This is a genomic window from Bacteroidota bacterium, assembly GCA_016213405.1.
Taxonomy (GTDB): Bacteria; Bacteroidota; Bacteroidia; order Palsa-948; family Palsa-948; genus Palsa-948.
Map to the genome: position 1 here is coordinate 81011 of JACRAM010000071.1, position 12358 is coordinate 93368.

The window sequence follows — 12358 nt, forward strand, 5'->3', positions numbered from 1 at the left end:
TTCACTAAGAAAGAGCCAAAGATATATCTTTGCGCCAAGTATGAAGAAAGAAAAATCCCGAAGGAACAAATCAGAAGCATTATACCAAAAAGCAAAAAGCTATTTTCCCGGAGGTGTGAATTCTCCCGTACGCGCTTTTCGCTCGGTGGGAGGAACTCCGTTATTTATTGACCGCGGAAAAGGTTCTCACATCTGGGATGCTGACGGAAACGAGTACATTGATTTTTGTTGTTCGTGGGGACCGCTGATTCTCGGGCACGCGCATCCGAAAGTGGTGGAAGCAATAAAATCTACTGTAGAAAAGGGAAGTTCATTCGGTGCTCCAACAGAACTGGAAAATAAATTGGCAGAATTAATTCTGTCGAATAATAAGTTCATTGAGAAAATCCGTTTTGTGAGTTCGGGAACGGAAGCGGTGATGAGCGCAATTCGTCTGGCGAGAGGATTTACAAAACGAAATAAAATTTTAAAGTTTGAAGGATGTTATCACGGGCATTCGGATTCTTTGCTGGTGAAAGCAGGTTCGGGTTTGGTGACTTTCGGGAATACTTCCTCCGCAGGAGTTCCCGAAGCATTTGTGAACGAAACAATTGTTTGTCCGCTGAATAATAAAGAAGCGGTACGCGAAGCATTCGCAAAATTCAAAAATCAAATTGCCTGCATTATCATCGAACCGATTCCTGCCAATAACGGTTTGCTATTGCAGGATAAATCTTATTTGCAATTCCTCCGCAACATCTGTACAGAAAATAAATCGCTCTTGATTTTTGATGAAGTGATTTCAGGATTCAGAATCGGATTCACTGGCGCAGCAGGTTTCTATAATATCAAACCCGATATTATTACTTACGGAAAAATTATCGGTGGCGGTTTGCCTGTTGGCGCTTACGGAGCAAGTGCGGAAATCATGAGCAAGATTTCTCCCGAAGGAGATGTGTATCAGGCGGGAACGCTTAGCGGAAATCCTGTGGCGATGGCAGCAGGAATTGCACAGCTTACTGAATGTTTGAAGAAAGGATTTTACAAAGGGCTTGAGAAGAAGACGAAAATGTTTGTGGAGAATATAAAGTCACAAATCATAAGTCACAAATCACAAGTAAAAGTTTTTTCAATTGGAAGTATATTTTGGCTTGCGTTTACGGATAAAGAAAAAATCAAAAGTGCAGAAGAAATTGATGCTGACTCCATGAAACATTTCAGAAAATCGTATCACAAACTTTTAGAAAGCGGAGTTTATCTCGGACCTTCGGGATATGAAGTGGGGTTTGTGAGTGAGGCACATACGGAAGGTGATTTGAAAAAAGCGGGAGAAATTATTTCCGAAAGCTTGAAAAAAATCACTGCTTAATAAATCTCAAAGCAGGAAAAGAATTCAATCCATCTTCTTGCTTTAATCTGAAAAAATAAACTCCTTTCGGAAGTTGCTTGGTGTCAATTGAAAATACATTTCCGCTTTGCGCTTTTGCTTCCTGTTTCAAAGTTCTTCCAAAAATATCTGTGATTGTATATTCAACATTTGCGTTTGTGGCAGATTCAAAATGAATATTTATTTCATCAGTTGCCGGATTCGGGGAAAGAGAAGCGCCATCGTAATAATTCTGAAAGCAATTGACGTGAACAATATTTGAATAAGAAAACTTTCCGTCAAAATCCGTTTGCTTCAGGCGGTAGTAATAATATTCATCTTCTTCAGTAAATTCTGTTTTATAATTTTTCTGCGTGCTGCTGTTACCTGCTCCTTTAATTTCTCCCAGTTTTTCAAATTCAAGTCCATATTTGCTTTTTTCAATGGTGAAATAATCATTGTTGGTTTCTGAAGCGGTTGCCCATTCAAATATTTTTTTGTTTGCATCACATTTGCCTGTGAAGGAGAGTAATTCAACAGGCAATAATCCTGAAACTGTAATGGGAGAAATAAAAATATATTGGTATTGAGAAACTCCGTAACGCACCGGAGAGCCAGCCGGTGCAGGACAATGTGTTGGCGGATCTTGACTTAAATATACTATTGTGATTTGTTTTATCTGCTGCCCTGCCGTTCCAACTGAAACTGCCTGATTGGCACAGGCACCATTTACACTGTTTGCTGTTAAGACCCTTGAATTTCCTGAAGTCGTATTATCAATTGCTCCGGAAATTGTTACGGTTGGAATAACCGGACTGCTTGCATTATCAAGGGCATTGATTGTAGCTTTATCCTGATAGTACACATAATAATTAGATCCATCATAGTAAAAAGTTTCCGTGATATCATAAATATTAAAGGTGACGGGAGCAATAACAATATTTGGGAAATTTATAGTTACAGTAATACTATTATCCCAAACGCCAGTTCCTGAACCATTTCCCGAGCCACTCATTTCTAATCTTAAGCCAGTGTATGTTCCGCAATTTTGAGCTTGATCGCCACTTGTACCGCTTATGGCAGATGTTCCTGAAGAGCCGCTTTCTCGTCTGTCAAAAACTCCACCTCCTGCTGTGGCAGTTGTGACATTAAAATTAACCGAAGGGTTCCAACTGGCTGAGTTGCTAGAATATCCGGTCCAGTTAAAGGTAGTTTGTGCAATGACTGAAAAAGAATATATAAAACTTATTAATAAAAAAAGGTAATTATTTTTATTCGATTTCATATTTAAAATCTGCAACTGGTTTGTTACTATTAGGGAACAAGGTAGAAAAAAATCTTTTCCTGCTTATTGACTTAAAGCATCTTTTTAGACCAATTAAAGGTTTACGGCTATCAATACCAACAGGAGCTGCAGCAAAATCATCCCATCCATCCATAGCGAATAAAAATACTCTGAGCGTGATTCGCTTGCATTAAAAATCAGAATGACAGTTACAAGTGATGAAAACAATAATGCGATTTGAATTTTCAAAACGTAATCAGACAAAAATACCAACGCAGAAAAAATTAAAAGAAAAATCACGCAAAGAAGTTTTGCCGGCATCTCACCATAAATTACAGGCAATGTTTTTACTGCTGACTTTCGGTCAATTTCTATATCGCGGATGTTAAAAGCGATGGCTAATGAGAGCAGGAAAAAAAACCGAGACAGTCCTCCCCCTGCACCCCCTCCAGAGGGGGATAAAAATAACACAGGAAAATAATAGGTAATGCAAGTCCATACAAGTGCAACCAGCGCTGCCTTAACAAGCGGAATTCTTCTGAGATTGGTGAAAGGAAGAAAGTAGGAAAGCGAGATGAGACCAAAAAGTAAAAACCATAAAATAAAATTAAGAGGAAAAGAGAAAATGATTATTGCAATTCCCACTAATGCAATTGCAGATAAAATCATCAGTGGTTTTTTGTTTTCAAAAATCCAGTGATGGCGTTCTGACTTGCTGTCACCGGATGCTTTAGCCGTGTAAAACAACCGCTGAAAATTATACAGTGCAAACGTGCTTGCACACACAAACAAAATATATAGCCAGTTAATTTCGGAATGAATAAGAAAATAGGTCTCAATGGTCATCGCACCTGCACAGAAAGAAATAAAAAGGTTGGAGTAAAGCAGGAAGTCAGCCCACTTTTTGATTTTCACTTTTTATTTTTTTTGTGCTTTTTGTGATTCCATACACCATAACCAATTTCAAAGCCAATTTCCGCACTCCAACCACAAACAATATATCTGAAATTTTTACCTCCAATCATTTCCCATGTTTTATCTCCAATCGACATCCATGTTTTATCTGGAACGGCCCATACACCCAATCCAACTGCCAATCCGATTCCCGCACCAATAAGACTGTGCATGAAGTTCTTCTTCCGCGCTACTTTTTCGTAGCCCATCAGGTAAGTATCATACTGCAGATAATTTTTGTTCTCAATTTTTGCCGTATCTATCTTAATCACAGGTATCAGCGTGTGAAGCGGGGTAACCGCAGGCGCAATGGGCGAAAGCAACACCGCGTTTGAAAGAGCAATAGGCGAACCGGCTCCAACCACAAACCCGAAAATGAACGGCCATTTGTTTTTATAATGCTGGTCGGCTTCGCGCTCGCCAAGCATGAACATTTTTGCTTCAAGAACCGTGAATACGTTGCCAATGGTGGAATCATGGAAATAAACAATTCTTTCCTGTCCGTTGGAAAACTTCAATGAAAAAATCCTGTCCTTCTCCACATCCTGCACATGCGGCTTTCTTGTTCTTTTTTCGGGAAGAAATCTGACAAGGTGATAAACGGTATCCACCACTTTCACTGCTCTCACTTCACCGTTCAGAAAGAAAAGCGTGTCAAGTTGCGAGGTATCCGAAGTAGTTGAAATCTGTGAAAATGCATTGAGAGAGAATAATACTATAATAAGGAAGGAAAATTTTCTGAAAATCATCGTTACAAAAGTAGTAAAACCCCCTTCTTTCCTATGAAAAAATATTTCGGTGTATTGGATTTATATTTATATTTGCACCAGATATGAAGTTGGAGAAGGGGGATTGACAAAGTCCCCCTTTTCTTTTCTAATCGCTCAAAAAATTAAAAACAATAACAATGGCTACTAAAACAGCACCAAAAGCAGACAACCTGGCAACCCTGATTGAGTCGTTTTCGGAGTTCAAGGAAGTAAAGAATATTGATCGCGTAACGCTCATCAGCATCCTAGAAGATGTTTTCAGAGGAATCATCCGAAAAAAATACGGTGCGGATGAAAACTTTGACGTGATTGTGAATGACAAAGGCAAACCAGAAATATGGCACAACCGAAAAGTTGTAGATGATGAGTTTGCCGAAGATAGTTTTGATTATGATCCGAACAAACATATTTCACTCACTGATGCTCACAAAATTGACAAAGATTTCAGTTTAGATGAAGATGTGGCTCAGGAAGTGAAACTCGATGATTTCGGGCGAAGAGCAATCCTCTCCATCCGCCAGAATTTAATTGGGCGCGTTCTTGACCTTGAGAAAGACGCTGTGTATAATAAGTATAAAGACCGCATAGGAGAAATCATCACAGGCGAAGTTTATCAGATATGGAAGCGCGAAATGCTGGTGCTGGATGATGATGGCAACGAACTCATCATGCCGAAGATGGAGCAAATCCCCAGCGACTTTTTCAAAAAAGGAGATACCATCCGTGCCGTGATTGCCCGTGTGGAAATGAAAAACAACAGTCCGCTCATCGTTCTCTCAAGAACTTCTCCTGCATTTCTTGAAAGATTATTTGAACTGGAAGTGCCTGAGATTTTTGACGGACTTATCACTATCAAAAAAATCGTTCGCGAACCGGGAGAGCGCGCCAAAGTGGCTGTTGAATCGTATGACGACCGCATTGACCCCGTGGGCGCCTGCGTGGGAATGAAAGGCTCGCGCATTCACGGAATTGTGCGCGAACTGAAAAACGAAAACATTGACGTAATCAATTATACATCTAACTCAACTCTTTTCATTCAGCGTGCGTTAAGCCCCGCGAAGATTACTTCCGTCAAATTAGATGATGAAAAGCACCGCGCGGAAGTTTACCTGAAACCCGATCAGATTTCTCTCGCTATCGGAAAAGGCGGACATAACATTCGGCTTGCCGGGAAACTTACAGGCTATGAGATTGATGTGTTCCGCGATGTGGAAGAAGAAATTGAAGACGTTGAACTGGATGAATTCGCAGAAGATATTGAAGAATGGATTATTGATGAACTCAAAAAAATTGGCTGCGACACCGCGAAAGCCGTTCTTGAACTGCCAAACGAAGATTTGGTAAAACGCACCGAGCTTGAAGAAGAAACCATAAACGAAGTGAAGAAAATATTAAGAGCAGAATTTGAATAAAACTATTTGATTACACCGATAAAAAAATAAGATTACACCGATTTCTTGAATAAATAATAATCGGTGTAATCTTCCTGAAATCTGTGTAATCAAAATAAAAAAAGATGTCCGAAACAGTCATACATCGTCTCAGCAAAGTAGCAAAAGAACTCAATGTGAGCATTGGGACTATTGCTGAATTTTTGAAAGGCAAAGGACAGGAAGTTGAGAATAATCCGAATGCGAAAATTTCTGCAGAACTCTATGAGTTGCTGCTGGATGGTTTTGGCTCCGAGAAAAAAGACAAAGAAGAGTCAAAACGCATCAAAGAACAAAAGGACAACAGGAAAACCCTCACCATTGAAGAAATTGCTGAAGAGCGTCCATCGCGAAGAAAAGAAGAAGACGAACTTTTCATCCGGAGCAACCAGACCGCTGAAGAAAACATCATTCGCGCGCCAAAAGAAACTCAGTCATTCTCCATAAAAGAAGTCGGCAAAATTGATCTGGATTCCCTTTCAAAAAAGAAAAAAGAAGAATCGCAGAAGCCGTCCAAAAAAGAAGAGAAGCATGTTCCCGTTCCGGAACCCGAGATGCACAAAACCACTTTTTCGAAACTCGAAGGTCCTACGGTGGTTGGAAAAATTGAATTGCCTGTAGAAAAAGAAAAAGAAGAAGAATTTGATAAGAAGAAAAAGAAAAAGAGAATCAAAAAACAGAAAGTTCAGCACACCGAATATGCCCGTTTTGCCAGCGATGCCACCAAACAATCAGATGCGGCAAAATCGCAATCTCAGCATCATCAGCAACAAAGGCGCAGAGGCGGAAGAAGAAGGGAAGCGCGGCCTGAAGTTACACAGCAGGAAGTATCTTCCCAGATAAAAGAAACCCTGTCGCGCATTGGCGGCACCGGAAAATCACGCGCGGCAAAATACAGGAAGCTGAAGCGGGAAGCAATGGGAGAAAAAATGGAGCTGCAGGCGCAGCAGGATGAAGCAGAAAAACAAATCCTGAAAGTTACTGAGTTTGTTTCGGTAAGCCAATTGGCTTCCATGATGAACATGCCCGCCACAGAAGTTATTTCTTTTTGCATGGGGCTTGGAATTTTTGTTTCCATCAACCAGCGGCTGGATGCAGAAACCATTAAGTTGGTTTCGGAAGAATTCGGATATCAGGTTCAGTTCATCAGCGTGGAAGCGCTGGAAGATATTCACGAAGAAGAAGACAAACCCGAAGATTTATTGCCACGTCCTCCGATAGTAACCGTCATGGGTCACGTGGATCACGGAAAAACATCCTTGCTTGATAATATCCGTAAAGCAAACGTAATTGCTGGCGAAGCAGGAGGCATTACTCAGCACATCGGTGCTTACGGAGTTATTCTGGAGAATGGAAAAAAAATTACGTTCCTGGATACTCCTGGTCACGAAGCGTTTACAGCCATGCGCGCGCGCGGTGCGCAGGTAACAGACGTTGCCATCATCGTAATTGCGGCAGATGACGGAATTAAGCCGCAAACGGTGGAAGCCATCAACCACGCGCAGGCGGCAGGCGTTTCGATGATTTTCGCGATAAATAAAATTGACAAGCCGGGAGCAAATCCTGAAAAAATAAAAGAGCAGTTATCTCAAATGAATTTGCTCGTGGAAGACTGGGGCGGAAAATATCAGTGCCAGGAAGTAGCCGCCAAGACAGGAAAAAATGTTGAATTGCTTTTGGAAAAAGTTTTGCTCGAAGCCGAAGTGAAAGAACTGAAAGCAAATCCGCACAAACACGCCACCGGAACCATTGTTGAATCTTCCTTAGATAAAGGAAGAGGATACGTTGCCACTATTCTTATAAAAGCAGGAACGCTTCACATGGGCGATGTTTTGGTTGCAGGATCTTTCAGCGGAAAAATAAAAGCATTGTATAACGAACGCGGAACTCCGATTGACGAAGCCGGCCCTTCCACTCCGGTTCAGATTCTGGGATTGGATGGCGCTCCGCAGGCAGGAGATAAATTCAACGCGCTGTCTGATGAAAGACAGGCAAAAGAAATCGCTACCAAGCGAATGCAGCTGCAGCGCGAACAATCGCTCCGCACTAAAAAACATATTACGCTGGATGAAATCGGAAGGCGTATCGCCATCGGTGACTTCCAGGAATTAAATATTATTGTTAAAGGCGATGTGGACGGATCGGTGGAAGCACTTTCAGATTCACTGTTAAAACTTTCCACTCAAAAAATTCACGTCAATATCATTCACAAAGGCATTGGTCAGATTTCAGATTCGGATGTGCTTCTGGCTTCTGCCTCCAACGCCATCATTGTTTGCTTTAATGTCCGCCCTTCCGTTTCTGCCAGAAAACTTGCCGAGCAGGAACAAATTGATATCCGCCTCTACTCCATCATTTACAACGCTATCAACGAAGTGAAAGATGCGATGGAAGGAATGCTTGCCCCTGAGTTTCAGGAAAAAATCACCTGCAACATTGAAGTGCGCGAAGTGTTCAACATCACGAAAGTGGGAGCCATCGCGGGCTGCATGATGCTGGATGGAAAAATAAACCGCAATACCAAGATTCGTGTCATCCGAAATGGCGTGGTAATTCACTCAGGCGCTCTTTCCTCGCTCAAGCGCTTCAAAGACGATGTAAGAGAAGTGGTATCAGGGCAGGAATGCGGACTCAGTATAGAGGGTTATAATGATGTGCAGGTAGGCGACATCATCGAGGGCTACGAGCAGGTGGAAGTGAAAGCTAAACTTTAAGAAAGTTTTTCCTATACTTTTTAGAACGCTACTACCAATCCTCCCTGAACTATAGATTTAGCGATGCCCATCTCTGTGTATATTCCAAAACCATCTGTGAAATAATAACGAAGTCCGATGGTTGTTTCAAAACCAAACGGGCTGAATCCGGGAATACTCTCCTCCACATAATTGGGATCCGTAGAAGTAAATTTCCATGTTACCTGTTTATATCCAGCGCCTATTCCAAAATAGGGGTCCAATTGTTCTGTAGTTCCAAAATGAAAATTAATACGCGCGAGTATGCTTAGAGAGGAACGACTAATTGCATAGTCATAAGGTTTAGTTCCTGTCGCAACATCATAATCGGTGTACTTTACACCGAATGATATATAGTTCACACTTACTCCCATACCTACACCATCCGATAAGCCATACTCAGCCCTGAAGTGGAGGGGACCCAAACCGGTTGCCTTAATATTAGTTGCACCCTCTCCTATAAGAGCGGTTACAACTGCTTTGCCCAGATTGGGCCATCCATATCCTGCGGATATAACTAGTTTCCCTTGGGCAAATGCATCGCCTCCTTTGTCTTTTGCCATTAAATTTGTTGAGTGATGAAACAAATCAACAGAAGGAGCAGATAAAAAATTCTTCTTATGCTTTAAAGATTTTGTGCCTGCAAATGCAAAACTTGCCACAAGTATCATTGTAGTAATTGTAGAAAGGGTAATAATTTTTTTCATGTGGAATTTATTTTGGAATGAATTATTGATACAAAAGTATCTTTTTTTCTTAAAATCAAATCGGAGCGGAAATTGTACTTTTGAATCCAGTATGAAAAAAATTTCTCTGACTATATTTTTAATAGCGAATTGTATCATTACTCATGCAAAAGATATTTCTATTAGAGAAGGTGATACTATCATAATTTACGATACTGTTTTTTCATCTGAAATGGGACAAGTATTCGTCCCGATTACTCTTATTGACACACCCTCTTTGATTGTTGCGTTTGATTCTGCCCAAGCACCAAAACATAAAACCAAAAAGCTCATTGCTGCCGTTCTTGCTTTTCCATTCCCATTTGGCATGCTTGGCTTGCATAGAATATATCTGGGAACAAAACCCTACATGCCTTTTGCCTATATAGGCACATTGGGCGGCTGCCTGGGAATTCTTCCGCTTATTGATTTCATCACCATCCTTGCTGCAGATGAAGAAATGCTCGGGCGGTACAGGAACAATCCCAAAGTCATCATGTGGTCTCACTGAGATATTAACAATCAGCTTTTTTTGGTGAACAAGTATTTGAAACAAGTTTTTGGGTTTTCACGTTACAATGAGCAATATTTGTACTGAAAATAAACCAAACCATTATGAACCGATCAGAATTTCTAAAGTTTAACGACACGCCATGCAAATTCAAACTGCGCGGAGGAAGAGAAGTTTTCGGAGTTATCTGGGAAAACAGCTACGGCAATGAGTGGGTGCATTTCTTTTCAACCGCTGCTGAACGCATGCGCTACAAAATTGCAGAACGGGTAAACGACCGCATCACCTGCGAGCGGCTGAAAACTCCCGTTGAACTGGAAGACGTAGTGCTGGCAGAACCGCTCTCCTGATCTACCTTTGGCAGGCGGGTTTTTACATTCTTATTTTTTATTTGTATCTTTATTTCTTCAAAATGAGAACAAAGATATTTTTCTCCATTTTCCTTTCAGGGATTTTGCTTGCTGAACCAAATGCGCATGGACAAAATTCTCCCACTACCGATAATCCTCCAAAACAGAAAACCCAGACCGAACGCGGTTTCTTTGGGAAGAAAAAAACCGGACAAAAAACTGTAAAGCAAAAAGATTCATTCCGCACTAAAAACGGGAAGGATAAATACACCGTTCAGAAAGATTCCTTCAAAGAAAAAAAACAAAAACAAAAATCAAAAACAGGTGATTCATTTTCTTCAAATACCCAGACAAAAGATTATGGTCAAAAATCAAAAGGCAAACGAACCAAGCGAGGAAAAAATAATGTGAAAGGAAGTAACCTGAATGATGCGTTCGCTTCTAATACACAGACAAAAGATTACGGAGAAAAGTCAAAAGGCAAACGAACCAAGCGAGGAAAAAATAATGTGAAAGGAAGTAACCTGAATGATGCGTTTGCTTCAAACACACAAACCAAAGATTATGGAGAAAAGTCAAAAGGCAAACGAACCAAGCGCGGAAAAAATAATATTAAAGGAAGCAATCTTGATGACGCATTTGCATCCAATACAAAGACAAAAAATTATGGCGACAAGGCAAGCGGCAAGCGGGCGAGAAAAATGAAGAAAGGAAAAATGAAAAGCGATGATACGGGCGATGCCTTTGCTTCGAATACCAAAGTAAAGGACTACGGTGAAAAATCAAAAGGCAGGCGGATCAAAGGAGGAAGAAAAAATAAAATAAAAGGAGAAGATGTGAGTTCGGGAAGTTTTACAGCCAATAACAACACCTCCATGAGCTATGGAGAGAAAGCCAATGGCAAGAAGCTGAAAAAATTCAGGAAGAGGAAAATAGAAGATAATAAGGATAATGGAACCGATGCATTTGCATCCAACGTAAAGCTGAACAAAAACTCTCCTTCCAATACTTCAAAAGGCAGACACAAAAACCCGAATGTAGGCACGGGCAAAAAGAAGAAAAAGTTCCATATCTTTAAATTCCATTTCAAATCAAGACAGGAAAAGAAAATGGAAAAAGAAAATGCCAAAGAGAGCGCAAGTTTCAGCAACACCCGCGAAATGAAAAAAGCAATGAAGAAACAAAAGAAGAAAAAAGAATACGGGCTGGGATTGCCGCAGAAATGAAACTGAAGAAAAAAACTTACAAAGCCAACATAATTCTTTCCTTGCTGCCGAACCCCGCGAGAAATACGGTAAGAAATAATGCTCATGCTGAATTCAATTTTCCTGCTTACCTTTGAAGTATGAAAAGTTTGGCTGACATAAAAAATATCCTGACACGGAACAAGCAACAGTTGTATGACAAGTACGGAGTAATGGCGCTTGCCGTTTTTGGCTCTTACGGAAGAGGGCAACAGCGCGAAGACAGCGATGTGGATATATTGGTAGAATTTAAAAAACCCATAGGGCTTGAATTCATTGACCTTGCCACCGAACTGGAAAAAATCCTGAACAAAAAAGTTGACCTGGTTTCTAAAAACGGGATAAAAGCCCAGTACATGCGCGAAATAGAACAGGATATTAACTATGTCTAAGCGCAATCCTAAACTTTTGCTTGCCGATATTATGGAAGCGGCAGAAAAAATAAAAAACAAAAGAAGAAAAAAGAATACGGGCTGGGGCTACCTGAACATTAATTAACCTGTTTTTTATTTTTTCTTCAGCGATTGAATTATTTCCTTCAGAAATTCAATTTCTTTTTCAAGCGCAGAAATTTTTTCTTTTAGTTTGTTTTCAGCGGGTGAATTTCCCTCAACCCGCAGGTATTGAAACATATCGTGATTCAGCGCAGCAGAAATTTTTTCCAGCAAGGAGGTGTTGAAGTGTTGTCGTCTGAACATTTTATATACACCCCTGAAATCATATTCAATCATTTCTGAAAATTTCACTGCGCTGATGTTCCGCTCCCTCAGCAGTTGCTTTAGTTTTTTACCTAAATGAGTTTCCATAATTGCACGATTTATTCTGTTTATTGTAGAATTAATTCTACAGGAAATAGATTTTTTTCTCTTTTATTTAGAATTTTTTCTACACAGAATAGAATGTTTTCTGCTTTTTTTAGAATTTGTTCTGCTTATAGTAGAAGTTTTTCTACTTTATTTAGAATTTATTCTACAATATGTAGAATGGTTTTTGTTTTTCATTCAAAAAAAAG

The 12358-nt window shown here is 40.3% G+C and carries 12 protein-coding genes; 7 read left to right on the forward strand and 5 right to left on the reverse strand.

Annotated elements, in window-relative coordinates; genetic code table 11:
- Nucleotides 1–40 precede the first annotated feature (40 nt).
- Nucleotides 41–1348, forward strand: coding sequence for a glutamate-1-semialdehyde 2,1-aminomutase (gene hemL / locus HY841_09250; protein ID MBI4930935.1), 1308 nt, complete (start codon nucleotides 41–43; stop codon nucleotides 1346–1348).
- On the opposite strand, the gene HY841_09255 is transcribed toward hemL, so the two are convergent.
- The 3 genes from HY841_09255 to HY841_09265 form a co-directional block, all read right to left on the reverse strand.
- Complete coding sequence (locus HY841_09255; protein ID MBI4930936.1) at nucleotides 1338–2630, reverse strand: T9SS type A sorting domain-containing protein; 1293 nt, start codon at nucleotides 2628–2630, stop codon at nucleotides 1338–1340. The two genes, hemL and HY841_09255, sit on opposite strands and share 11 nt — an antisense overlap.
- A 93-nt stretch (nucleotides 2631–2723) precedes the next feature.
- Complete coding sequence (locus tag HY841_09260; GenBank protein MBI4930937.1) at nucleotides 2724–3545, reverse strand: hypothetical protein; 822 nt, start codon at nucleotides 3543–3545, stop codon at nucleotides 2724–2726.
- Complete coding sequence (locus HY841_09265) at nucleotides 3542–4333, reverse strand: hypothetical protein (protein ID MBI4930938.1); 792 nt, start codon at nucleotides 4331–4333, stop codon at nucleotides 3542–3544. Before HY841_09265 ends, HY841_09260 begins: the two co-directional genes overlap by 4 nt.
- Before the next feature lie 158 nt (nucleotides 4334–4491).
- On the opposite strand from HY841_09265, the gene nusA reads away from it, so the two are divergent.
- Nucleotides 4492–5766 carry a transcription termination/antitermination protein NusA gene (gene nusA / locus HY841_09270; GenBank protein ID MBI4930939.1) on the forward strand — a complete coding sequence of 425 codons (1275 nt, stop codon included), beginning with the start codon at nucleotides 4492–4494 and terminating at the stop codon, nucleotides 5764–5766.
- 104 nt (nucleotides 5767–5870) lie between these two features.
- Nucleotides 5871–8498: a translation initiation factor IF-2 gene (gene infB / locus HY841_09275; GenBank protein ID MBI4930940.1), complete on the forward strand. Its 2628-nt coding sequence runs from the start codon at nucleotides 5871–5873 to the stop codon at nucleotides 8496–8498.
- A 20-nt stretch (nucleotides 8499–8518) separates the two neighbouring features.
- Here infB and HY841_09280 read toward each other — a convergent pair whose 3' ends face one another.
- Nucleotides 8519–9223, reverse strand: a complete 705-nt coding sequence (locus HY841_09280; protein ID MBI4930941.1) for an outer membrane beta-barrel protein — start codon at nucleotides 9221–9223, stop codon at nucleotides 8519–8521.
- A 91-nt stretch (nucleotides 9224–9314) separates the two neighbouring features.
- Between HY841_09280 and HY841_09285 the strand changes: the two genes are divergently transcribed.
- From HY841_09285 to HY841_09300, 4 genes are all read left to right on the forward strand, one after another.
- On the forward strand, nucleotides 9315–9752 hold the full coding sequence (locus tag HY841_09285; protein MBI4930942.1) for a TM2 domain-containing protein: 438 nt from the start codon (nucleotides 9315–9317) through the stop codon (nucleotides 9750–9752).
- 104 nt (nucleotides 9753–9856) lie between these two features.
- Nucleotides 9857–10102 carry a hypothetical protein gene (locus HY841_09290; GenBank protein ID MBI4930943.1) on the forward strand — a complete coding sequence of 82 codons (246 nt, stop codon included), beginning with the start codon at nucleotides 9857–9859 and terminating at the stop codon, nucleotides 10100–10102.
- 62 nt (nucleotides 10103–10164) lie between these two features.
- Entirely contained in the window at nucleotides 10165–11328 is a 1164-nt protein-coding gene (locus HY841_09295) for a hypothetical protein (protein MBI4930944.1), read from the forward strand.
- A gap of 119 nt (nucleotides 11329–11447) precedes the next feature.
- A complete protein-coding gene (locus tag HY841_09300; GenBank protein MBI4930945.1) occupies nucleotides 11448–11738 on the forward strand; it encodes a nucleotidyltransferase family protein in 291 nt (96 codons plus the stop codon).
- A 114-nt stretch (nucleotides 11739–11852) separates the two neighbouring features.
- Here the strand turns inward: HY841_09300 and HY841_09305 are convergent, their stop codons facing one another.
- Entirely contained in the window at nucleotides 11853–12152 is a 300-nt protein-coding gene (locus HY841_09305; protein MBI4930946.1) for a hypothetical protein, read from the reverse strand.
- Between the last annotated feature and the right edge of the window lie 206 nt (nucleotides 12153–12358).